25 protein-coding genes and 2 riboswitches are annotated in these 23,721 nt (G+C 47.1%); of the genes, 13 read left to right on the forward strand and 12 right to left on the reverse strand.

Translation table 11 applies throughout. The annotated features are described in order from the left end of the window. Positions 1-31: 31 nt before the first annotated feature. Positions 32-379: a hypothetical protein gene (locus B4F99_RS06155; RefSeq protein WP_290756017.1), complete on the forward strand. Its 348-nt coding sequence runs from the start codon at positions 32-34 to the stop codon at positions 377-379. A 47-nt stretch (positions 380-426) separates the two neighbouring features. On the opposite strand, the gene B4F99_RS06160 is transcribed toward B4F99_RS06155, so the two are convergent. Both B4F99_RS06160 and B4F99_RS06165 read right to left on the reverse strand, forming a co-directional pair. After that, the gene (locus B4F99_RS06160) at positions 427-1,629 is read right to left on the reverse strand and encodes a M20 family metallopeptidase (RefSeq protein ID WP_290756019.1); all 1,203 of its coding nucleotides are present in this window, start codon (positions 1,627-1,629) and stop codon (positions 427-429) included. Between the two features lie 140 nt (positions 1,630-1,769). Then, positions 1,770-2,600 carry an SDR family oxidoreductase gene (locus tag B4F99_RS06165; protein ID WP_035411826.1) on the reverse strand — a complete coding sequence of 277 codons (831 nt, stop codon included), beginning with the start codon at positions 2,598-2,600 and terminating at the stop codon, positions 1,770-1,772. Between the two features lie 135 nt (positions 2,601-2,735). Here B4F99_RS06165 and B4F99_RS06170 point away from each other — a divergent pair, with 135 nt between their 5' ends. Both B4F99_RS06170 and htpG read left to right on the forward strand, forming a co-directional pair. Continuing rightward, positions 2,736-3,605, forward strand: a complete 870-nt coding sequence (locus tag B4F99_RS06170; RefSeq protein WP_290756022.1) for a hypothetical protein — start codon at positions 2,736-2,738, stop codon at positions 3,603-3,605. Between the two features lie 83 nt (positions 3,606-3,688). Next, positions 3,689-5,551, forward strand: coding sequence for a molecular chaperone HtpG (htpG, locus tag B4F99_RS06175; RefSeq protein ID WP_133208455.1), 1,863 nt, complete (start codon positions 3,689-3,691; stop codon positions 5,549-5,551). 65 nt (positions 5,552-5,616) lie between these two features. Here the strand turns inward: htpG and B4F99_RS06180 are convergent, their stop codons facing one another. From B4F99_RS06180 to B4F99_RS06190, 3 genes are all read right to left on the reverse strand, one after another. Then, positions 5,617-7,200 (reverse strand): Na+/H+ antiporter NhaC family protein, encoded by a 1,584-nt coding sequence (locus B4F99_RS06180; protein ID WP_035395513.1) that lies wholly within the window; start codon positions 7,198-7,200, stop codon positions 5,617-5,619. 111 nt (positions 7,201-7,311) lie between these two features. Further along, positions 7,312-7,490: riboswitch (Lysine riboswitch) on the reverse strand. A 92-nt stretch (positions 7,491-7,582) separates the two neighbouring features. Next, positions 7,583-8,320, reverse strand: coding sequence for a hypothetical protein (locus B4F99_RS06185; protein WP_214856578.1), 738 nt, complete (start codon positions 8,318-8,320; stop codon positions 7,583-7,585). Between the two features lie 124 nt (positions 8,321-8,444). Further along, on the reverse strand, positions 8,445-8,765 hold the full coding sequence (locus tag B4F99_RS06190) for a heme oxygenase (protein WP_290756026.1): 321 nt from the start codon (positions 8,763-8,765) through the stop codon (positions 8,445-8,447). An 88-nt stretch (positions 8,766-8,853) separates the two neighbouring features. Here B4F99_RS06190 and B4F99_RS06195 point away from each other — a divergent pair, with 88 nt between their 5' ends. The 5 genes from B4F99_RS06195 to B4F99_RS06215 all read left to right on the forward strand — a co-directional run bounded on the left by B4F99_RS06195 (position 8,854) and on the right by B4F99_RS06215 (position 13,908). Next, positions 8,854-9,513, forward strand: a complete 660-nt coding sequence (locus B4F99_RS06195) for a methyltransferase (RefSeq protein WP_290756028.1) — start codon at positions 8,854-8,856, stop codon at positions 9,511-9,513. 12 nt (positions 9,514-9,525) lie between these two features. Then, positions 9,526-10,407: an ABC transporter ATP-binding protein gene (locus tag B4F99_RS06200; RefSeq protein WP_290756030.1), complete on the forward strand. Its 882-nt coding sequence runs from the start codon at positions 9,526-9,528 to the stop codon at positions 10,405-10,407. Beyond that, the gene (locus B4F99_RS06205) at positions 10,404-11,210 is read left to right on the forward strand and encodes an ABC transporter permease subunit (protein WP_290756032.1); all 807 of its coding nucleotides are present in this window, start codon (positions 10,404-10,406) and stop codon (positions 11,208-11,210) included. The genes B4F99_RS06200 and B4F99_RS06205 overlap by 4 nt, the downstream gene beginning before the upstream one ends. Before the next feature lie 124 nt (positions 11,211-11,334). Then, positions 11,335-12,408, forward strand: coding sequence for a 23S rRNA (adenine(2503)-C(2))-methyltransferase RlmN (rlmN, locus tag B4F99_RS06210; protein ID WP_023469793.1), 1,074 nt, complete (start codon positions 11,335-11,337; stop codon positions 12,406-12,408). A gap of 63 nt (positions 12,409-12,471) precedes the next feature. Next, positions 12,472-13,908 carry a DEAD/DEAH box helicase gene (locus B4F99_RS06215; protein ID WP_290756034.1) on the forward strand — a complete coding sequence of 479 codons (1,437 nt, stop codon included), beginning with the start codon at positions 12,472-12,474 and terminating at the stop codon, positions 13,906-13,908. Between the two features lie 21 nt (positions 13,909-13,929). On the opposite strand, the gene B4F99_RS06220 is transcribed toward B4F99_RS06215, so the two are convergent. The 5 genes from B4F99_RS06220 to B4F99_RS06240 form a co-directional block, all read right to left on the reverse strand. Next, the gene (locus B4F99_RS06220) at positions 13,930-15,246 is read right to left on the reverse strand and encodes an NAD(FAD)-utilizing dehydrogenase (protein ID WP_290756036.1); all 1,317 of its coding nucleotides are present in this window, start codon (positions 15,244-15,246) and stop codon (positions 13,930-13,932) included. Positions 15,247-15,322: 76 nt separating this feature from the next. Beyond that, positions 15,323-15,958: a nitroreductase family protein gene (locus tag B4F99_RS06225; protein ID WP_023469790.1), complete on the reverse strand. Its 636-nt coding sequence runs from the start codon at positions 15,956-15,958 to the stop codon at positions 15,323-15,325. Between the two features lie 52 nt (positions 15,959-16,010). After that, a complete protein-coding gene (locus B4F99_RS06230) occupies positions 16,011-16,646 on the reverse strand; it encodes a nitroreductase family protein (RefSeq protein WP_023469789.1) in 636 nt (211 codons plus the stop codon). 1 nt (position 16,647) lies between these two features. Continuing rightward, positions 16,648-17,103 (reverse strand): MarR family winged helix-turn-helix transcriptional regulator, encoded by a 456-nt coding sequence (locus B4F99_RS06235; RefSeq protein WP_214856583.1) that lies wholly within the window; start codon positions 17,101-17,103, stop codon positions 16,648-16,650. Between the two features lie 154 nt (positions 17,104-17,257). Then, positions 17,258-17,923, reverse strand: a complete 666-nt coding sequence (locus B4F99_RS06240) for a YczE/YyaS/YitT family protein (protein ID WP_035411857.1) — start codon at positions 17,921-17,923, stop codon at positions 17,258-17,260. 153 nt (positions 17,924-18,076) lie between these two features. Between B4F99_RS06240 and B4F99_RS06245 the strand changes: the two genes are divergently transcribed. From B4F99_RS06245 to B4F99_RS06265, 5 genes are all read left to right on the forward strand, one after another. Then, positions 18,077-18,862 (forward strand): DUF817 domain-containing protein, encoded by a 786-nt coding sequence (locus B4F99_RS06245; protein ID WP_290756039.1) that lies wholly within the window; start codon positions 18,077-18,079, stop codon positions 18,860-18,862. Positions 18,863-19,055: 193 nt separating this feature from the next. Beyond that, entirely contained in the window at positions 19,056-19,694 is a 639-nt protein-coding gene (locus tag B4F99_RS06250) for a DUF975 family protein (protein WP_214748846.1), read from the forward strand. 109 nt (positions 19,695-19,803) lie between these two features. Further along, positions 19,804-19,906: riboswitch (SAM riboswitch) on the forward strand. Between the two features lie 74 nt (positions 19,907-19,980). Next, positions 19,981-21,039 carry an LLM class flavin-dependent oxidoreductase gene (locus B4F99_RS06255; protein WP_290756042.1) on the forward strand — a complete coding sequence of 353 codons (1,059 nt, stop codon included), beginning with the start codon at positions 19,981-19,983 and terminating at the stop codon, positions 21,037-21,039. Then, the gene (locus tag B4F99_RS06260) at positions 21,036-21,983 is read left to right on the forward strand and encodes an ATP-grasp domain-containing protein (protein ID WP_290756043.1); all 948 of its coding nucleotides are present in this window, start codon (positions 21,036-21,038) and stop codon (positions 21,981-21,983) included. Before B4F99_RS06255 ends, B4F99_RS06260 begins: the two co-directional genes overlap by 4 nt. 76 nt (positions 21,984-22,059) lie before the next feature. Next, on the forward strand, positions 22,060-22,527 hold the full coding sequence (locus tag B4F99_RS06265) for a hypothetical protein (RefSeq protein WP_214748837.1): 468 nt from the start codon (positions 22,060-22,062) through the stop codon (positions 22,525-22,527). Positions 22,528-22,753: 226 nt separating this feature from the next. Here B4F99_RS06265 and B4F99_RS06270 read toward each other — a convergent pair whose 3' ends face one another. Continuing rightward, positions 22,754-23,134, reverse strand: a complete 381-nt coding sequence (locus B4F99_RS06270; RefSeq protein ID WP_290756044.1) for an NUDIX domain-containing protein — start codon at positions 23,132-23,134, stop codon at positions 22,754-22,756. Positions 23,135-23,200: 66 nt separating this feature from the next. Beyond that, positions 23,201-23,721: ATP-binding cassette domain-containing protein (locus B4F99_RS06275; protein ID WP_290756046.1), on the reverse strand; the 521-nt coding region annotated here is incomplete at its 5' end.

The following is a 23,721-nucleotide window of genomic DNA, read 5'->3' on the forward strand; positions in this document are numbered from 1 at the left end:
AAATATCCTGTGGCTCAGAGGTGGAAATCGAATGAAGCATCGTATCGTGTTTCGAGGAGAAGAAAGCAGTGTACTATGGGAAATCTTACACGTACATCCAACGCAAGAAGAACTAACGATTCAGATGGTAGGGCGGAATAGTGAACACCAGTTTTCAGTTACATTCAATCAATACGATGCGTTCATCCGTAACTTTGCTCACGTCCATGAGTCGTTACACGGTGAAGTCGTATTCGAGCAGGGAGTAATTCGTCTCCACTTACGCTATGACCGACTTGGTCGTGTCTTCATCAGTTGGTCTGACGGACAAACGAGTCACCAGTTTCGCAGTGATCAAAGTTATTTAAGTGAGGCGTTAGCACAACTTGGCGTCTACTGAATCAGCTAATGAAAGGCGCTAACACAAAAAGAAGGGACGACATTCGGTTACAATATCGAATGTCGTTCCTTCTTTTTTTTATGTGATGGGGGCGATTGATGTAATGGTGTGTTGATCAAGTTGAAGCAAAACGCAATCGTTTTTTCATATTCGGATAACGGAATCGATTCATCCACTTGGTGTGCGAGACGGAAATCATGGAATGAAGCGATTGCGATTGGAAATGACTTTTTCGCTTGGCTGAACATCGCACCATCCGTTCCACCTGGAATAGCGATTTTTCGTGGTGTCACGCCGCTAACCTGCTCCATCGTATCCGCGACCTGTTGCAAGAAAGGCGCCTGTTCATCGGTTTCACAAGAAGGAATATCCTTGATGACGGTCACGTTCATATCAAACTCGGAATCTTCTGCTACAAGACGACGCTCGATAGCTGTAAAGGCAGCAAGAACGTCCGCTCGATCGAACCCGGGAATCGTCCGAATATCCATATAAAACGAAGCCTGACTCGGAACGACGTTCGGTCCTTCGCCTCCTTTTATGGATGTGATTGACGCGACGACCGGACCAAGCGCCGGATGATGATTCGCCGTAATCGAGAAGCGTTCCGACTTCACTTCCTGGATGACGCGATAGACGTCATCGATCGCATTACGTCCGAGTTGAGGGGCAGAGCTGTGTGCACTTTTCCCACGACATGTCACTTCGATCCCAACGACACCTTTTTGTGCATAACCGATCATTCCGCTTGTTGGTTCTGTAATCAGTAAAGCGTCTAAATCATCCGCGTGTCCTTGTTCGGTCAAATGACGAGCACCCGTCATTCCATTCTCCTCATCGGATGTAATCAGAAGTTTGATAGTGTTTGGTCGGTCTTGACGTTCTCTATATTGAATCAGTGCTTGCACCATTGCCATGACACCTGATTTCATATCAGAAGCCCCACGACCATAGATGCGGCCGTTTTCGATTTCGCCGCCGTATGGATCTTTCGTCCAGCCGTCTCCTTGAACTGGAACCGTATCGAGATGACCAGATAGACCGAGGACGGCAGGACGTGAAACATCTTCGCTCGCAGGAACGGTCGCGACGAGACAAATTCGTTTTGGTGAAACTTCAATCCATTCTGTCGAGATCTGATGGTCGACCAGTACATCGTATACGTAACGTGCGACGGCTTCTTCTCCGTCCATCGGATTGACACTTGGAATTTGAAGACACCGTTGTAAGTAAGTAATCGCTGTTTGCATGAATTTTTCCCCCTTTACCTGTAGTGTACCCTGATAAAAATACTTCAGGGAGGTAAACTAATTCAGAAAATAATTTACGGTACTGAACGTCTTGAGGTAAAAGAAAAGCGGTGCAACTAAAGGGTTACACCGCGCATTGCTCATTCACTTTTTTCTGCTTCGTCTTTCCACTTCGAATCGATTAACATCTCTCCCGGCCATGTATAAGCCATGATGCCGCCATCCGCCGTGATGTCCTCACCTGTGACATATGAGCTGTCGTCAGAAGCAAGGAAGAGGGCGACCGTTGCCATCTCGCGTGGTTTACCGAGTCGACCGAGTGGTGTGATCCAGGCGTTCGCATCTCGGAACTGTTTGCCTTGTTCTTTTTCTTTTTCACCGACGAGTGTATCGATGAGTGGTGTTTCAATCGTTCCTGGCGATAACGAATTGACACGAATACCATGACGCGCGTAATCGATTGCCATCGCGCGAGTGAAGTTCGCGATCCCGCCTTTCGCCGCGTTATAACCAGACCGGTTCAAGTCAGCTGCGCGACCCGACATCGATGACGTGTTGATGATCGAACCACCGTTATCCAGCATGAGTGGAATCAAGAATTTACTGACGAGGAATGTACCGCGTAAATCGACAGCGATGATCCGGTCGAAGAGATCGATTGGATACTCGTGGACTTTCCCACCTTGTTCATCGATTCCGGCATTGTTGAAGAGGACGTCGACCGTACCGTATGTCTCTTTGACATGCTTCGCAAGTTGCTCAACACTCTCGACGTCTGAGACGTCGACATGGACGGCTTCCGCTTTCCCGCCTTGTTGTGTAATCTGTTCTACTGTTTGTTTTGCTTTTTCAAGTGAGACATCGGCACAAACGACCGTTGCTCCTTGTTCTGCGAATACAAGCGCAGTCGCTTGTCCAATCCCTGTTGCCGAGCCGGTAATGACAGCTATTTTTTGATCCAGTCTACCCATTGCTAAATCCCTCCTAAGTCGTATCGTTCACCTTATGAAACATTCCCGGAGAAATGGAGATTAAACCCATCGATGCGTCTAGTAATAGAAGATAAGGGGTACATCTACAACAGCATAATCGCTGTAAAAAGGGAGATGAGAACGCTGACATCCGATCAATGGCAACTTGCTAAAAAATTATTACAGGAAGCTGTCGAGTATCAAATGACGCTCGAGAAAAGTGCGTTCGCAGATCAACTGATTGATCAAACGACACCTGTCCTTTGGTTTGGTGATGCGACGCGTAGCAGTTGGGTGACGATCGCGACGAACCCATCCCGAACGCAGTTTTTAGACCGGACGGGCGCATTACGATTCGACGAGACCGGTCCGCTCTTTATTCGTCCGAAGTCGATGTCATGGGAGGATTATCTGCAGGAGGAGACGCTGACAGATTCAATCCGGCGCTTCAATCGTTACTTTAAACAACCAAATGTGTACCGGACCTGGTTCGGTCGACCAGGTGGGGGTAAGCTCGAAGGATTCTTGAACGGACTCGGTGCGTCGTTTTACGAAAAGACGTTTGATCCAGTCATTCACTTGGATTTTTTTCCGTTTCCGACGCACCACTACATGGGAGCGATCAAAGAACGCAGCGTGTTGGAAGATAGTCCGTTCGGTCAGACATTTTTGTTACGCCTGCTTGAACTGTTTTCGATAAAAGGAATCATCCTGCTCGGTAAGGAGCACACGGGACGATTTGCGAAGCTCGAACCAGATATCGATTGGACAACCTATCGACCAACGGATTATCCAAACGCGATTTTTCAAGTTGGCTTCTCGTCACGATTTCAGGTACCCGTCGTCGGACTCCACTTCAAACCGAGTGAGCAGTTCATCGGTCTCGGTAATCGAAAGGATGAAAACGGCGTTAGCCATGGCACCTACGGGTCAGCAGAACACTTACGTCAAATCGGAAAAATCGTCCGTGAAAAAGTCGTAAAAAATAGCGGGAAAGAAGATTGACAGATATTTAGAACTCCCTAATAATAGGAGATGAATTAGCACTCTATACGAATGAGTGCTAAAAAAGAGGAGGCAGAATGAGCATGGAAACGAAACAATTTAAGGCGGAATCAAAACGATTGCTGGAGATGATGATTCATTCCATCTATACGCATAAGGAGATTTTCCTGCGCGAATTGATCTCGAATGCAAGTGACGCCATGGATAAGATGTACTACAAAGCATTGACGGACGAGACGATTTCGTTCGAAAAGGAACACTACAAAATTACGATCGAACCAAATAAAGAAGCGCGTCAACTCATTATTCGTGATACGGGAATCGGAATGACGAAGGAAGAACTAGAAGAGAATCTCGGTACGATCGCAAAAAGTGGATCGCTTGCCTTCAAGGCAGAGAATGAAGCACAAGATGGTCATGATATCATCGGACAATTCGGTGTCGGATTCTATTCTGCCTTCATGGTCGCAGACGTCGTCACTGTCGTTACGAAACCGTTCGGCAGTGCAGTCGCTTATAAATGGGAATCGCGTGGTGTCGAAGGTTATACGATCGAGGAAGTCGACAAGGAAACCGTCGGAACGGAGATTACACTCCACATCAAGGCGAACGAGGAAGAAGAATCGTATGACGAATACCTCGAGACGTATCGTTTGCGCAGTATCATCAAAAAATACTCAGATTTCATTCGTTATCCGATCGAGATGAAGGAACTCGAACGTCAGCCGATCGAAGGCAGTGACGAGACGGAAGAGGTCGAAGTCGTCAAGACGATCAACAGCATGGTGCCGATCTGGCGGAAGAACAAACGGGAATTGACAGACGAGGACTATACGAACTTCTACCAAGAGAAGCGTTATGGTTTCGACACACCAGCGAAACACATTCATATCAGTGTCGACGGCGCTGTTCGTTATCAATCGATCTTATTCATTCCAGAGCAGGCACCGTACGATTATTATTCGAAGGAATTTGAAAAGGGTCTTGAACTCTATGCCAACGGTGTCTTGATCATGGAAAAATGCAGCGACTTGTTGCCGGATCACTTCAGTTTCGTCAAAGGGATGGTTGACTCGGAAGACTTATCGCTCAACATCTCGCGCGAGTTACTGCAACACGATCGTCAATTGAAATTGATCGCGAAAAATATCCAAAGTAAGATCAAGACACAACTCGAAGCCCTCCTGCGCGAGGATCGCACGAAGTACGAAACATTCTATCAAGCGTTCGGACGCCAGCTGAAGTTCGGTATGTATAATGATTATGGCATGCATAAAGAACAGGTGCAGGATCTGGTCCTCTTCTACTCGGCGAAGGAAAAGAAGTTGATCACACTCGCAGAATACGTCGCAGCGATGCCGGAAGATCAGGCACATATTTACTACGCCGCTGGTGAGAGTACGAATCGTCTGGATAAATTACCACAATCCGAGCTCGTCCGTGATAAAGGGTATGATATCTTGTACTTCACGGAAGAGATCGATGAGTTCGCGATCCAGATGCTCGTGACGTACAACGAGAAGACGTTCAAGTCGGTCACGAGTAGCGATTTAGGGATTGAAGCGGAGGAAGCGGAGACGACGGACGCACAAGCAGAGATGTTCCAAGCCATGCAGGAAGTGCTAAGTGGGCAAGTCAAGGAAGTCAAAGCCTCAACACGTCTAAAATCGCATCCTGTCTGCTTTGCGACGGACGGCGCTGTCTCGATCGAGATGGAGAAAATTCTGAAGGCGATGCCGAATAATGAAGGGGTAGAAGCGGTCAAGATTCTTGAATTGAATCCGTCACACGCAGTGTTCGAGTCTCTTGAAACGGCGTATCAAAACGATCGTTCAAAATTCGAGCGCTATACAAAACTAATGTATCAACAAGCATTGCTTGTCGAAGGACTCCCACTCGAGGATCCAGTAGCGTTCGCGAATGATGTGTGTTTATTGATGGTGTGAAACGAATAGATATAAAAAAGGCATTGGATGCGCGCATCCAATGCCTTTTTTCGTAAAGTGTTTCATCAATCCGTTTGTAAATCCGAAGCGGTTTCGCCTTTTTTCGAGAGAACGTTCAAGACGACGACGAAGAGTACGAATGTGACAAGAGCTCCGATGAAACCGAAGACCGAAGACTCCGTGAAACCGATGACTAAATAACCGACTGCCGCAGTGACGGCACCGACTAGCGCATACGGTAATTGTGTCGTAACGTGATCGATATGATGGGATCCAGCCCCTGTCGAACTGAGGATCGTCGTATCGGAAATCGGTGAACAATGGTCACCGAAGACAGATCCAGCAAGAACAGCAGCAAGCGTCGGTAACAAGAGTGAAGCATCGACAGCCATGACGAGATCCGCACCGATGGGCAACATGATCCCGAATGTGCCCCAACTTGTTCCTGTCGAGAATGCCATCAAGCCGGCAATCAAGAATAATAAGAACGGCAAGTACGAAGCAGAAATCGAGTTGCTGATGAAGCTTGCGAGATAATCGCCTGTTTTCATATCACCGATAACAGCGATGATCGTCCAAGCAAATAACAGAATCACGACTGCTGGCCACATCGAACGCATACCAGCAACGATGCTTGCACGGTAATCGCGGCCCGGAATTTTCCGTCCGATCAGCATCAGGAAAGCAACGATTAAACTGATGACGACACCTGCGACGAGTGACCGTGTGACGTCTGTTGCCTCAAATGCTCCAATTAAAGTAAACGGGCGATTGTCGGCTGCAAGTGCCTGAGCACCTGTTCCGAGCAACGCACTGATCGTAGCAATGACGAGAACGACGATCGGAACGACGAGATCCCGGACTTTTCCGTTCGTATGTTCGTTGACCTCTTTTGCCATCCCCATCGGTGTTCCTTTTGACGCATCAAAAAGTTCACCATTCGCGGCACGGCGTTCATGCTGTTTCATCGGTCCGACAGAGACGCCAGAGTAAGCGATGTAAAGTGTTAAAAGTAACGCGAAAATCGCATAGAAGTTCATTGGAACGATCATCATGAAAGCACTAAACGCTGAGTAATCCGTAATCGAGTGCGTCGTTAAGATACCGGCGATGATGGAGATGATGAATGCGCCCCAACTCGAAAGCGGACTGATGACACAAACAGGCGCAGCTGTTGAGTCAATTAAATAGGCAAGCTTCGCACGTGAGACACCACGGCGATCCGTTAACGGACGACTGACGTTGCCGACAGCGAGACTGTTGAAGTAATCATCGATGAAAATCAAGATACCGAGTCCGAAGGCAACTAAGCGTGCACCACGCGCTGTCTTGACGTGAGTAGAAGCCCATTCACCGAAGGCACGAGCGCCACCTGATGTCTGAATGAGCGTGGAAAGGACGCCGAGCAATAACAAGAAGACAAGCAATAAGACGTTCCACTCGTTCAAGGCACCGTCTGCCCAAAAGAGACTGAAGATGTTCTTGCCGAGATAGGTTACCGTATCGATCGGGTTAAAACGGTGGAGTAACAGGGCACCGACGAGAATGCCGACACCTAACGAAAGAACGACCTTTCGGGTAAAGATGGCTAATAAGATAGCTAGTAAAGCAGGTACAAGGGCAATAATGGAATCTGAATAGTTGACCATGAAAAATATCCTCCTCTTTAATAAATAGCTTAAAGATGAGACCCCGCGGCACAAAAAAAGCAAGGGCACCGGCAACAAAGCCGACACCCTCGCTGGATGCGTCTTTCTTAGCCGAATTGGAGCGCTCCATACAATTGTTATGTATGGCAATCGATCGGGTGTTTCCCGAATCGACCAACGACGATATGCTCGACACATACTGTCATTTCGGCGATGTCACCTTTCCTGTAGTCGTCTTCGTTGTCATCCTCGGACCAAGTACTGATTGAAATCGCGCCTCTACCTCATCGATAGAATAGTCATATTCTGTTCTTATGGACACTTTATCATGTATTTCAGAAGCGATTCAACCATATATTCTGATAATTTAAGATAAAGTTGTTTATTCAGCAAAATGTTGAATGAGCTGTTTCATCAAATAGGCTTGGTTTTCCTCGAATTGTTTTTTTCGATGACCGTTCGCGCCAGATGGGTGGGGGAATCCGGAAAGAAGCTGATGCTGTTCGATTCGTCCATCATGAATCAATCCACGGACTTGCGTCTCGACGACCCGACCGAGTGGAATTAATAACGCTGTTTTTTGTAACTGATTGATCTCAGCGACGAAGTGTTCTTCCGCGTAGTGCCTCAATAAAGGGCTACGATTGATCTTCGGTTGATGACCCGAGTAATTTTTTTCGCGATAAAAGACGGGTTGCTTTAACAGTGACGTCGGATGTAACAATTCCTGGTGTTGATGAAATAAGCTAGCCGTCGTCTCGATTCCGAGCAATGCTGGAAGTTCAAGTGTATCGAGCATCTGGACGAGGTTACGTCGCATCGTTCCGGCAAAGCTTGCTGTATATTTGACGAGGCGTGCCGTCTCTTCTAATGAAACACCATGGTGAAGGGCATCTGTCGCTTCTTCGAAAGCGATTCGCATCTGTTCAAAACCTGGTGTGATCCCGATGATGACGACTTTTGCTTCAGTATTGACGTATTCGCCAATCGGAGAGTAATAGACGGTCAGCTCGTTCTCCTGTTGCAATAAAAAATCGTCCGTCCATAATTCATCACGTCGTAACGTACGATCGTCAGGTAAGCTACGAATGGCTTGTTCAAATATAGTTAATGAATTCATGAAGGACCCTCTCTCTCTGTAATGGCACTATGATAACAAATAATACCATTTGTGACAATTCGACCCTTTCACTATTTGTATATAGGTATATAAAAAAGGACTCGATACGAGTCCTTTTCGAGCATCATGTGCGTTCTTTGACCGAAGCGACTTCATATGTCAGAATCTCGCTGCCGAGCATTGGCGATTCTCCTGCCTCACTACTCGCAGGTCGACTATGTGACGCTTTGAAATCGTCACTTTCCCGCCACGCTTGAAAACTCTTCATATCTTCCCAGTACATGTTGACGTTCATTTCATCGTGTTCTTCGATGTTTTGCGTCAATAAGACCTCAACACGGATGAATCCGTCCATCGTATCAAGTCCACTTGGACGCGTAAAACGAGGAGCGAGAGCTGCAGCCATCCCCTTTTTGACTTTAATCCGGTTCGTAACGACGATCATCATAAAATCCCCTTTCAAAAAACGAGTAACGTACTTCTTCAGTATAGTACGATGAGGGAAAGAATGCCGGAAAGAAGGAACAAAAGAGATGAATGAACAGGAATATGATCAACGATTACGAATTGAGACCATTGAGATGCAAGACCTTTATGGTGTGTTTAGTCACTACAATCGCTATGAACCGACGCCTTATGCGGCACTCGGCGAATTATGCGAAACCTATCCGTTTCAAAAAGAGGATACTGTCATCGATTTCGGGTGTGGGAAAGGGCGTTTAAACTTTTACTTACATGACCGATTCGACTGTTCCGTCATCGGAATCGAGATGAATGGACAATTTTACGAGGACGCACTTCGGAATATGGCGAACTACCAAAGGCGAAGGAAGCGGCGTTCCGGAAGTTTGCGATTCGAACAGACGTATGCCGAGCAGTATACCATTCCGGATGAGGCGAATAAGTTTTATTTCTTTAATCCATTCTCTTCACAAATTTTCATGAAAGTGATCGATCACATTTTAAGTTCGGTCGAACGTTCCCCGCGTTCGGTTGATCTCATCTTGTATTACCCGACCGATGAATACCGGGAGTACCTGGAGCGCCATACCGTATTCGAGCAAATCGATGAGATTCGATTACGAGACCTCTATGAAAAAAATCATGACGAGAGGTTCGTCATCTATCGCTTTGATCCGAACAAACTGCTTCAAAACGGGTATAAATACAGTGAGGAAAGAAATAAAAAATAGGGAGGTCGGATGATGATCCGTTTGGAGCATGTGACGAAGGAATTTGCGCCGGGGCGTGGAATATTCGATGTCAGTTTTACAGTTGATCCGGGTACGATATTCGGTTTCATCGGACCAAACGGATCTGGAAAATCAACGACACTCCGACATTTGATGGGACTAATGGTTGCGGACGATGGAAGGGCGACGATCGGTGGTTTTGATTGCTGGAAGCAAAGTAAAGAGGTGAAGCAGTTGGTCGGTTATTTGCCGGGGGAGATTAGTTTACCTGGAGACATGACGGGAGCAGACATGCTGGATTTGATGCAACGACTACACGGTAGCAATCCGGCACGGCGACAACTGTTGTTGAAACGATTTCCTTTTGAGACGAAGACGAAAATCCGCAAGATGTCAAAAGGGATGAAACAAAAACTGGCACTTGTCGGTTGCTTCATGAAAGATGCACCGGTCTATCTACTTGATGAGCCAACCAGTGGACTTGATCCTTTGATGCAAGAGCGTTTTTTAGAGTGGATCGAACAGGAGAAGCATGCTGGAAAAGCGATTCTGATGAGTTCACACCACTTTCCGGAGATGGGAAAATCGTGCGATCGAGCGGCTTTAATCAAAGCAGGGCGCATCATCGTCGAATCGGATATTCATGAGTTGGTTCGATCGAGTCGAAAGACGTATACGATCGTCTTCCGAACGGAGGTGGAAGCAGCACAGTTCGCGATGCAAGTCGGTGTTGAACCGAAGCGGCTGGAAGTCAGTTTTCAAACGGATGAGACGCTGAGCTTGAATCAGGCGATCGCTTATTTAACCCAGTACGATGTACGGCTGATTCGTCCGTCAGCAGATGATTTAGAACAGGTCTTCTTGCATTATTATGGAGAGGAGGAATCGTCGTGATATTGCTGATCCGCTCTTTATTCAAGCAGGTCAGAAAGCCCGTGCTTGCTTACGCGATTGGAACGAGTCTCTACTTATTGATGCTTGCGTTGCTTTATCCATCGATGATGAAGACCGGTTTACTAGAAGCAAAACTAGAAGCGTTACCTCCGGAAGTCTTAAAAGCCTTTCAATACGATAAGGTGACAGGGTTCGATAATGTACTGGATCTGCTCGGTGGGAATTATTATGGTCTAATCTTTCAAGTCATTGCGAGTCTATTCTTGCTCTCATCAGCAGCGCGCCTCGTTGCGCGACCGATCGACAACGGAGAGCTGATCGTCTATCTTGCAGCCCCGATCACCCGGAATGCGTATACGTTTGCTGTCGCGATCGTCATGGGTATCGCAAGTATGGTTCTCGTAGGACTGAATGGACTCGTCTTGATGGTATCCGACTGGTGGATGACAGATATTTCGATCAATGACGCCATCTTATGGCGGATTCAACTCAATGCGCTATTGTTACTCTTGGCGATCGGTGCCTTTACGTTATTCGTTGCGACGTTATTTGACGAAGAACGTCGTGCTTTTTCGCTTGCCGGTAGTGTACTCGTCCTATCGATCGTCTTGACGATTCTGTCGGAACTAAGTGACAAGACGGAGTGGCTCCGTTATCTATCCGTCTTCTCCTTATTCAATACGACACAATTACTAGAAGGAACGAATCATTTTCTTCTTCATTCCATTCTTTTACTCGTCCTCTGTCTCGTGTTCTTGACCGGAGCAGTCGTTCAATTCGGACGTCGGAGTCTGTCGATTTGATCGAAAGTGGCGCAAAAACTTTACAGAAAGTGAACATTTAGGATTTGAACGTTGCGTCACGCGCTGATTTTTACTAAGATAAAGGAATGTTGTAGTTCTGGAAAAAGAAATGAGGTCTTTCGAAATGAATAAACCATCCATTTATGGATTAACGCTTGAGCAGATGACAGAATGGTTATCGAATCAAGGGCACAAACCATTCCGTGCCAAACAAGTATGGGATTGGCTCTACCGTAAACGTGTCACGACTTTCGCGGAAATGACGAATGTCAACAAGGATTGCCTTGAGTTGTTAGATCAGAGTTTTACGATTGACTCGATGACAGAAGCGGTCAAGCAAGAATCAGCAGACGGAACAATCAAGTTCCTTTTCAAATTATATGATGGCAACTTGATTGAAACGGTTCTGATGCGTCATAAGTACGGTCTTTCTGTCTGTGTTACGACACAGGTCGGCTGTAACATCGGCTGTAGCTTCTGTGCAAGTGGTCTGATCAAGAAGAGCCGCGACTTGTCAGCAGGCGAAATCGTTGAGCAAATCATGAACGTCCAACATCACCTCGATGCAGTCGGTAACGAAGAACGTGTCAGCCACGTCGTCGTCATGGGTATCGGTGAACCGTTCGATAACTTCGACAACATGGTTGACTTCTTGAACGTCATCAAGGACCACAATGGTCTTGCGATCGGTGCACGTCACATCACGGTTTCAACAAGTGGTTTGGCAGACAAGATCTACAAGTTCGCTGACTTGAAACTCCAAGTCAACTTAGCCATCTCGCTTCACGCACCAAACAATGAATTGCGTACGCAAATCATGAAAATCAACCGGGCGATCCCGCTTGAGAAATTGATGCCAGCGATCGATTATTACGTTCAAACGACGAACCGTAAAATCACGATCGAGTACATCTTGCTTCGTGGCGTCAACGACCAAAAAGAACACGCAGTCGAACTAGCAAAACTGTTCGAAGACAAACGTCACCTGACGTATGTCAACTTGATTCCGTACAATCCAGTCGATGAGCACGGTCAATATCAGCGCAGTACGTCTGAAGATATCACGACGTTCTACGATACGTTGAAAAAGAACGGCTTGAACTGTGGTGTTCGTCTCGAGCACGGAACAGACATCGATGCGGCATGTGGTCAATTACGTAGTAAGCAAATCAAAAAAGATAAAGTAGCATCCAAATAATTCGTTGGGCTTCTCATCGTTTCGGTGGGAAGCTTTTTTTACGATAAGAAATGAGGACATTCTATGACACGTACACGATTCAATGATTTTAACTTAAGCACACCGATTCTCGATTCAATCGAGCAACTCGGTTACACGACACCAACCGAAGTCCAACAATCGGTCATCCCCGTCGTATTATCCGGAAAAGACGTCATCGTCAAATCACGGACGGGGAGCGGAAAGACGGCATCGTTTGCGATCCCACTGTGTGAACTCGTCGAGTGGGAAGAAAACAAACCACAAGTCTTAGTCTTGACGCCAACACGTGAGCTGGCCTTGCAGGTCAAAGAAGATATCATGAACATCGGACGTTATAAGCGGATCAAAGCGACAGCCGTCTTCGGCAAGCAACCGTTCCGCGGGCAAGTCACGGAGCTCAAGCAAAAGACACACGTCGTCGTCGGAACACCGGGACGCGTACGCGATCATATCGAGCGGGGCACGTTATCGCTTGAGAAAGCCCGTTACGTCGTTTTAGATGAAGCGGACGAAATGCTGAACATGGGCTTCCTCGATCAAGTCGATGCCATCTTGTCCGAGTTACCGAAGGAGCGGATGACACTGTTGTTCTCTGCGACCTTCCCAGAAGACATCGAACAGTTGAGTGACCGTTACATGGAGGCACCAAAACGAATCGAAGCGGGCGAGACCGTCGTCTCAACGATTACGCATAGTTATATTCCGGTGACGGACAAGACGAAGTTCGCCATTTTAAAAGATGTCCTCGTCGCTGAAAACCCGGATCGTTGCATGATCTTCTGTCGGACGAAAGAACACGTTGATTTCGTCGCGAATGGTCTACGCGCCCATGACTATCCAGTTGAAGCAATTCACGGTGGGATGGAACAAGACGATCGACTCGATGCGATGAAAGCCTTCCGTGCCGGGAAGTTCCGAATTCTTGTCGCAACAGATGTCGCAGCACGCGGCATCGATATCGAGAACATCACGCACGTCATCCAGTATGATCTCCCTGTCGAACGAGAAAGCTACGTTCACCGGACCGGTCGGACGGGGCGGGCAGGAGCAGCCGGACAAGCAATCAGTCTCGTCACACCGGCAGACGAACGTCGCCTAAAGGAAATCGAGCAGTATCACGGGAAACTGACACGTCGCCAAGCACCAACGGAAAAGGACTTGATGCGAACAGCGGATGCATTCGAAGAGAAAATGGCGACGGAAGATACGCGTTCTTCGAAAACGGAACAGCTTGATGCGGACATCATGAAATTGTTCTTTAACGGTGGGAAGAAGAAAAAACTCCGTGCCGTCGACTTCGTTGGAACGATTGCGAAGATTGAAGGCGTCACAGCAGACGACATCGGCATCATCTCGATTCAGGATACGTTGACGTATGTCGATATCCTCAACGGGAAAGGTCCGCTTGTCCTCCGGGCGATGAAGACGACGAAGGTCAAAGGGAAACAATTGAAAGTGTACGAAGCATTCAAGAAATAAGACAAGCCGGTCATTCTCCGCTTAAGCGAAGAGGGACCGGCTTGTTTGCGTCAAAGCATGTCCGAGATGAAGTCCGCTAGCGGCTGCTTGGGCAAGAGAGTGCGTTGCACCAGAGCAATCACCGATCGTATAGACACCGGAGCATGTCGTCTCAAATGTTTCTGACGTCTCAAGCATCGGTGCGTAAAACTTACCATCTAGTCCATAAAGTAACGTATCTGCTGGAAGTTCCGTCTCAAGGAGTCGCTCGAGGCGTTTTAAAAAACCTTCCAAGACGAGGAGGTCTTCCACAGGTACTTCCGCGTGTAAATCTCCAGGGGAAGCAGCTAGCGAAGGGATGATTCCGTTATGAAGCAATTGATCCGTTGTTGTCGCTCGCGATTTTCGAAAGTCACTGAGGCGCTGGACAACGATGCGATCCTGTCCTTGATTGATTCCTCCGATAACGCGTGTGGCGTATGCATTGGCTTGTGCTAACGTCGAAAAATAACGCGGGAGAAACAGTGTAAAGTTCAAATTCGTTGATCCATCTGCCGTCTCATGGACGTTTTGACCGTCCGGCATGACGAGTCCTTCTTGATATTTGCGGATGATCCGTCCGCATGGATTCATGCAATAGGTGACGGCTTTACCATAAGGTGAGTCGTAACCGAGCTTCGTCTCGAACGTCTCCTGTAGTAATGTTCGAAATAGTGCCTCATCCGTCTCGACCCGCACTCCGAGATCAAGTCGGGTCCGCTGTGGGATGACACCAAGCGTCGCTAACTGTTGCAACGTAAAGTCTGCACCGGAACGACCTGTCGCGAACACGATCCGTCGACTTACGAAGGTTTCGTCCGCTGTTTTAATCGTAAACGCCTCCGACTTCGTGATCTGTTCGATCGTCGTTTCGAAACGAGCATCGAGTCGTGGCAATAAAGCATCCTCAAACGCCGTGAAGACGCCAACTGTCCGTGCTGTGCCTAAATGACGGACGGTCGTCTCGACCGTATGGAGATCAGCACGACGGGCGCGAATTGCGACAGCAGGTGAATGCGTCGAGTAGGTCTCAACTGTACCTCCACCATATGTACATAAAAGATTATCGACTTCTTGGAACAGTCGTCGTGTCGTCTCTTCACCGATTTTTGAGACGAGCTCTCCGCCGAATCCCATCGCATAATTGAATTTTCCTTCTGATTTTCCAAGCCCTGCAAATCCAAGATACGCATCTTCTACTGTTCGCTTGCGGATTGGTTTTCCGGCATCGAGCAGTAAGACGCATTGCCCATCTTCAACGAGCTGATGAGCAAGGAAGATTCCCGCTACACCGGCTCCGATAATCGTCACATCGTACATTACTGACGCCTCCTTTTCTTTGAGTATACAAAAAAGCCGGATTCCTATGAAAGGAATCCGGACTGAGTGAGATCGCTTATTTCCACTCTGCGATGTCAGCGATTGGTAGACGAACCGATGGGTATCCTGCGTCCACGGCTTTACCGATTGAAAGCAACATGACTGGGAGGTAACGCTCTTTTTCAAGACCGAATGCTTCTGCGATTTGGTCTTTTTCGTAACCACCGATTGGGTTTGTATCGTAACCGTGTGCACGAGCGACGAGCATCAATTGCATTGAAACGAGACCTGAGTCGATCAAGATGCTATCACGTAATGTTTCAACGTCTTCTGGACGGTAGAAACCTTTGATGGCTGGTACTTGGCGATCACGTACTTCTTGTGGCATAAGACCTTTTTCAACAGCCATGTCGTAGATTGTCTCGATGCTGTCGACCGCGTTCATGTCACCGAAGACAGCGATGACAGCAGAAGATGTCTCGACTTGAACTTGGTTGAATTTTGCGAGTGGTGCGAGTGTCGCTTTACCTTCTTCGCTATCGATGACGAGGAAACGCCATGGTTGCATGTTAACTGAAGATGGAGCAAGTGTTGCTTCTTCAAGGATTTGTGTCATTTCTTCTTTTGAAATTTTTACGTTCGTGTCGTAGTTACGAATCGAGCGGCGTCCTTTGACGATTTCCATGAAGTCCGTTGTTGTTTGAGTAGTCATAATTATTCAATCTCCCTTGTGTGTGTTTTCTTTTTTTATAGTGTAAAAAAACTTATTTCCAGTCTGCGATGTCGTTGATTGGTAGGCGAACTGATGGATATCCAGCGTCCACCGCTTTACCGATCGATAGCAACATGACCGGTACATAACGATCTTTTTCAAGACCGAATGCTTCCGCGATTTGATCTTTCTCGTAACCACCGATTGGGTTTGTATCATAACCGTGTGCACGAGCGACGAGCATCAATTGCATCGAGACGAGACCCGAGTCAATCAAGATGCTGTCTTTCAAGTCGTTTGCTGATACGCTGCTGTACATCCCTTGGATCGCTGGTACTTGGCGATCGCGTACTTCTTGTGGCATGAGCCCTTTTGCGACAGCTGTATCGTAGATGTTCTCGAGTTGATCAACAGCGTTCATGTCACCGAAGACGGCGATGACAGCAGAAGATGTTTCGACTTGGACTTGGTTGAATTTCGCGAGTGGTGCAAGTGTCGCTTTGCCTTCTTCGCTATCGATGACGAGGAAACGCCATGGTTGCATGTTGACAGAAGAAGGTGCGAGTGTTGCTTCTTCAAGAATTTGTGTCATTTCTTCTTTTGAGATCTTCACGTCTGTATCGTAGTTACGGATCGAACGGCGTCCTTTGACGATTTCCATAAAGTCTGTTTGAGTTTGCGTTGCCATATTAAAGCGACTCCTCTTTTAATTTAGGTAATGTTTCGGCGTTCGCTTCGATGCGTTGAATCATCTCAGCTAACGTCCGTTGTTCTTCAGCAGAGAATCCTTCGAGTAAGTTCTCGAGGAACTCCTCTTTTTGTTCGCGTAATCGTGCAATGCGCGTCGCCCCTTGTTCCGTTAAGGAAACAAGAATCACCCGATTGTCAGCGGCTGAACGCTCGCGAGCAATCATCCCTGTCGATTCCAGGTGTTTGAGGTGACGGGTCACCGCCGCGTGATCGACATTGACGCGTTTTTGCAATTCTTTTTGACTGATCGTTTGATCGACTTGTAGTTGAGCAAGTAGGTCCATTCGAGTCTGACTGAAACCATCCGTACAGAGATCGAATTTTTGAGCAATCGTCTTATTGACGGAGACGAGTGCATAGATCAACCGTCCTTTTTCGGTACAGGAAATACTCAATCCATCACATCCTTCCCTTCGTTCGAAGAAACCTTTGACGTATCAAAGATTGATATGTAAACGAATATAACGTGTTTGATTTGATGACGCAACTTATTTGCTTTTAACATAAAAAGAGATATCATTCACGCGGAATGATATCGAGTCAGGCGACTTAGCTAATTTGGCGTTTAGACGCCGGAATTCCTTTTGCATCGATCGCTGCAATGATCCGACGGAAATAGAACAACCAAAATTGTAGGAATGGTCCGATTAAGAAAATCGAGAGGATTGTACCGAAGAAAACAGGACCACCGAGCAACCAACCGATGCCGCATGCCGTGACCTCCATGATCGTCCGCATCAGACGAATCGACGTTCCAAATCGCTCTGCAAGTGTCAGCGTCAACCCATCGCGTGGACCGGCTCCATATCCGACAGCAACATAAAGACCTGCCCCCATGCCGATGATGAAGATGCCAAAAATCAACCAGATCGTATTCAACCAGATCGACTCAAAAGAGGGTAAGAGATGAGAATTAAGGACAAGATTCATGAAGACACCGACGAAAATCGCGTTGACGAGTGTCCCAATTTGTGGTGTGACGCGGTCTAATGTGTACTTAACGAACACGAGTAATAGACCGACAAGCAAGATGATCGTTCCGACGGACAGTGGTGTTTTCTTTTGGAGACCGAGATGCAATACATCCCACGTCGAGACACCGAGTTCAGCAGTGATCATCATCGATGAGCCGAGAGCGAGTAAAAATAAACCGAGTAGGAAGAGTCCCCACTTTAACGTAGCGCGTAATAACCAGGAAGCACGATGACGCGTCATGTCTAACACCTCATTTCTTAAAAATAATTGATTCGTTAACTGTATCATGAGGAAAGTAGAAGAAGAAAGACGAAATTTTCCGTTTTTTCCATCTTAAGAAGGAGGGGAAGGTCGAAAGAGAAACGTATACTGAAGAAAAAAGGAGATGACAGGATGAAAGCGATCCGGCACTTGATTCGTTTTACATACATAGAAGCCGTCTGTTGCGTCTTTCCCGTCATGATTTTCGCAGCGCTTGCTCTTTCACGTTATCTTCCTGCTGAACCGATCGCTCGATACGATCTCCTGTTGCTATGGTGTCTTCTCGTCCAAATCGTCTTACTTGTCACGCGTTATGAAACGCTGGAAGAGTTCAAACTGATCTTACTCTTTCACGTGATTGGTCTAGCACTTGAACTGTTCAAAGTGAACGTTGGGTCTTGGAGTTATCCGGAACAGGCTCTAACGAAAGTGGCTGGTGTTCCCTTGTATGCAGGATTCATGTATGCAAGTGTCGCAAGTTATGTCTGTCAAGCGTTCCGAAGATTTCATTTACGCTTCACAGCATTTCCACCACCTTGGCTTGCGATCAGCGTAGGCAGTCTCGTCTATCTCAACTTCTTCACCCACCACTGGATCTTCGATGCACGCTGGCTATTGATGGTCCTCGTCGTCCTTGTCTTCTATAAGTCATGGGTTCATTTTACGATCGAGCAGACGATCTACCGGATGCCGCTTGTCCTGTCTTTTTTACTGATCGCGTTTTTTATTTGGATCGCTGAGAATATCGTGACGTTCTTTAAAGGGTGGGTCTATCCGCATCAGGAAAGAGGATGGGAAGTCGTTGATCTCGGAAAATTGTCTTCTTGGTTCCTGCTTGTGATCATCACTGTCCTGATCGTCATCGTCGCGAAATACAAGCAACGGGACCCGGCTGTGGAGATATATCAGCGTACATAGACAAAAAACATGACATTTCATTTGTGATGGAGCGCTTCGATGTTCAACGTTCGTTCTAACATGTGGACGACAACTTGAGCGTGCTTGGCTCAACCAGCAACGAGACGGGAAATTATTGAAAAAAGAGTGAAACATTAGAAATTTTAAGCCGTAGAGTAAGGTGAGAACTTATTTTTCAAGGAGGACCTTACTCATGTCATCTCAATTAAAGAAAGCAGCGAAGGAGTCGCTCAGCGGTCGTTGGGGATTTGCAGTCCTAGCTTTTCTGCTGTTTAGTATTATTCAGGGTGTTCCTAATTTATTTGGATCGGATATCGATGAGCCGTCTAGTAGTATAGATCTCGTTGTATCATTGGTGTCGATTTTATTGATTCCAGTAGGAGTCGGTTGGACATGGATTGCCATGTCGATTGCTCGTGGCGAAGAAACGAAAGTGACGGATTTGTTTGAGCCATATGGTATGTTCCTGAAAGTGGTGGGGCTGGCCATTGTTCAGTTCATCTTTATCGCGCTCTGGACGTTACTCTTAATCATCCCTGGTATCATCAAGTCATTCTCTTACTTGTTGACGTTCTACATCCTTCGAGATGAACCATCGATCGGTATCCTCGAGGCCATCACGCGTTCACGCCAACTCATGGATGGTCACAAGATGGAAGCATTCTTACTCTTCCTATCATTCATTGGTTGGGCATTACTTGTAATCGTTACACTTGGTCTTGCTGTCTTATGGGTTGGACCATACTTCAGCGTCACGCTTGCCAAATTCTATGATCGTGTTCGTGGTGAACAAGCACCAGAGCCAACATCAGATTTCGTCGCACCATATTAATCCGGAATCCCGACACTACGTCGGGATTTTTCTTTGAAATAAATCCGATAGGAAAAGACGGTTTAATGGTTGCTTTAGTTCAATGAATTCTGTACGATGAATGCAACACATCTTATCTAGAGAAGTCGAGGGACTGGCCCGAAGACACTTCAGCAACCCCGCTATGGCGGAAGGTGCTACTTCCAGGAAGGAATACCTTCTGAAGATAAGAGCGGACAGGACAAGATACCGTCGCTCTTTTCGAACTTCGAAAAGAGCGTTTTTTTATGATAAGGGGGACGATGGAGTGGAGTATGGTTTTTGGTTACCGATTTTTGGGGGATGGTTACGTAACGTCGAGGATGAACAGATGCCAGCGACATTCGATTATGCGAAACAAGTCGCACAAACAGCTGAACGCATCGGCTTCTCGACGACGTTGATTGCGGAATTGAACTTGAACGATATCAAAGGCATCAAGGAACCGAGTCTTGAGGCATGGACAACGGCAGCGGCGATTGCTGCAACAACAGAACGCCTTGAGATCATGACAGCGGTTCGTCCCGGGTTCCATAATCCAGCGACGACGGCGAAGATGGCGGCAAACATCGATCAGTTGAGTGGAGGGCGATTTACGCTCAATGTCGTCTCAGCCTGGTGGGCAGAAGAAGCAAAACAATACAACGGTATTTTTACTGCACATGATGAGCGCTATGCCCGGACGGAAGAGTTCGTCACGGTCATGAAAGGACTATGGGCAGATGCGTCACCGTACAGCTTCTTCGGTCATCACTACACGATCGAACAGGCAGAACTCCATCCGAAACCCGTCCAGCGTCCGGGGATTAAGCTCTACGCTGGTGGAGAGAGTGAAGCCGGAAAACGGACGATCGTCGAACATTGTGATGCCTATGTCATGCATGGAGGCACTGTTGAAGAAGTAGCTCATAAAATCAATGATATGAAAGTACGCCGGGAAGCGACGGGACACGCACCGCTTGAGAGCTTCGGTCTTGCTGCCTACATCATTTGTCGGGATACGGAAGAAGAAGCGCTTCTTGAGTGGCAACGCATCACGGACGTTAAGGAAGACAGCGCCGGTTATGCCGGTTATCAAGATTTCATCAGTAAATCGCAACTCGAACAACAGGTCGAACGAAATGATTATTCCGTCTCGAACCGTGGTCTGCGACCGAACTTGATCGGAACACCAGAACAGATTGCCGAACGGATTCTAGCGTTCGAAGCCGTTGGTGTCACGTTGCTCTTGTTACAATTCTCACCACAACTTGAAGAAATGGAACGCTTTGCCCGTGACGTAATGCCACTGGTCGAAGCGAAACGAAAGGTAGGTCAACAATCATGACAAAAATTCATATTCTCCACGAAAACCAAGAATGGACGGATCATCTCATCAAACGTCTCGAAGAACTCAAGTTGCCGTACGAGCAGTGGCACTTAAATGAAGGAATCGTACCGTTAGATGAACTGCCGCCAGAAGGTGTCTTTTACAGTCGTATGAGTGCGTCTTCGCATACGCGGGGGCATCGTTACGCGCCGGAGTTGACGGAAGGGGTCCTCGCTTGGTTAGAAGAGCATGACCGGACCGTCTTTAACGGAACGCGTGCGCTTCGTCTTGAAGTCAGCAAAGTCAATCAATACACGGCGTTGCGGAAGGCTGGGATTCGTGTACCGAAGACGACGGCTGCCGTCGGACGCGATCAAATCGTACAAGCAGCAAAAGAGATCGGTGTTTCGTCATTCATCACGAAACACAACCGTGCAGGGAAAGGTCTCGGCGTCCAGTTATTCCATTCGATTGAAGCACTTGAAGCTTATCTCGACGGTCCGACATTCGACGAACCAGTCGATGGCATCACGTTGATTCAAGAGTATATTCAAGCACCAGAACCGTACATCACACGTTGTGAGTTCGTAGGTGGAAAGTTCGTCTACGCGGTTCGAGTCGATACATCAGAAGGTTTTGAGCTTTGCCCAGCGGATGCATGCGTGATCGACGACTTGTTCTGCCCAGTCGGTGAAGAAGCACCGCAAACACCGATGAAGTTCCAAATCGTTGAAGGCTTCGATGACCCGATCATCCAAAAGTATGAAGCATTCCTCCAAGCGAACCAGATCGCGGTCGCAGGCATCGAGTTCATTAAGGATGCGTCAGGTACGATCTATACGTATGACGTCAATACGAATACGAACTATAATTCGGATGCCGAGGCAGCTGCAGGACGCTACGGCATGCTCGAACTAGCGAAGTTCCTCGGTGCAGCCCTTGAAACAAGCACAGTAAAATAAGAATCTGCTCCCGCCCTGTCACCGGACGTTACAAGACCGGATGACAGGGTATTTCTATAGAAAAGGGGGCGGATCTATGATTACGTGGAGAGAAGAACGACAGCTCGATATCCCGATTGAGGAAGCATGGCACTTGTTTGATCACACGCGATTGCAGCGTTTGATTCCGAACGTCGTCCAGCACGAGGTGATTGAACGAAAACCGGGTGTCGTCGGTTCGACGTATCGTCAAACATACATGCAGGGTAATCGACTCGAAACCTATATCGTGACCGATTTAGCCTATACGAACGAGCCTGACTTCAAGCAAAATACGATTGGATTCACATTGGCTAAAATATTCAAGATCGAGATGACGTTTACGCTCAAACCACTTGGACACGATCGTTGTCTGTTGATTTATACAGGAAAAAATGAAGGAGTGAACTTCGTTGGGAAAAGTCTCTTGTCACTCGGTGGCGAACGAGAAAACGAGAAAATTGTTCAAGGCTTGTTGCAACGTGTCGAAGAAGAGGCAGCGAAACAAAAGAAGAACAATGCATGAAAAAACGGATTCCCGCACTGGGGAATCCGTTTTTTCATATCTTATCGATTCGTATACGATTTATGATCACTCGGTAAAACGGATAGGCAGTCGACACCTTGATAACGTTCTCGTTTTCTATCGCTGGATCGAGCGATTTTGGATTATCAAAATGCTTAGTTACCGACTACTATTTTTAAGTATAAATACGGTTATTAAATTTTCATTTAATCCAAAGATTATATCGTTACGATAGTAGACTCAAACGAGAAATCTGTGAATCATTTTGCATCTCATTCAGTGGTCGAAACCGAACAGCTCGTAATTCTTGTTGATCAAGCGATAGTTCAGGATCGATCCCGAGTCGAGGTTCAGGACTATCTAAGGCACGGCGAACGAGAAAACATGTCTCTGTTCCTTGATCCATTGAAATCTCGTAAATTTTCCGTTCGACCGTGACGTGAAGATGCATTTCTTCTAACACTTCTCGCATGATGGCTTGCTCTTTTGTTTCACCATTCGCGACACCTCCGCCGGGTAACGTCCAAAATGTCCGGTAAGGGGTATGTAATTCGACCATTAGGATCTGTTGCTCTTCAATCAACGCAGCGCATACCCGATGTCGCATATCGCATTCCTCCTTCAACATGTTCAAAAAAAAAGACCGAAACGACAGTTCCGGTCTCTTTTAAAATCATTGTGCGTATAACGCTGTTAATTGCTGTTGAATCGTATCGTTGTTCAAATACTCATCGTATGTCGTTTCTTTATCGACGATACCGTTTGGCGTCAACTCGATGATGCGGTTCGCGATCGTTTCGACGAACTGATGGTCATGCGAGCTGAAGAGCATTGCGCCTTTATAAGCGATCAAACCATCGTTGAGTGCCGTGATCGATTCGAGATCCAAGTGGTTCGTTGGATCGTCGAGTACAAGGACGTTAGCACCACTGAGCATCGCTTTTGAAAGCATACAACGGACTTTTTCGCCCCCGGATAAGACAGATGCTTTTTTCATGACTTCTTCTCCAGAGAAGAGCATCCGACCGAGGAATCCACGGAGGAACGTATCACTCTCATCTGCCGGTGAATACTGACGGAGCCAATCGAGGATCGTCTTATCCGAGCCTTCGAAGAATTCCGAGTTATCTTTCGGCAAGTATGACTGGGAAGTCGTGACGCCCCATTTGAAAGTACCGCTATCCGGTTCCATCA

Origin of the sequence: Exiguobacterium sp. UBA3491, assembly GCF_002377745.1 — a bacterium.
Lineage (GTDB): Bacteria > Bacillota > Bacilli > Exiguobacteriales > Exiguobacteriaceae > Exiguobacterium_A.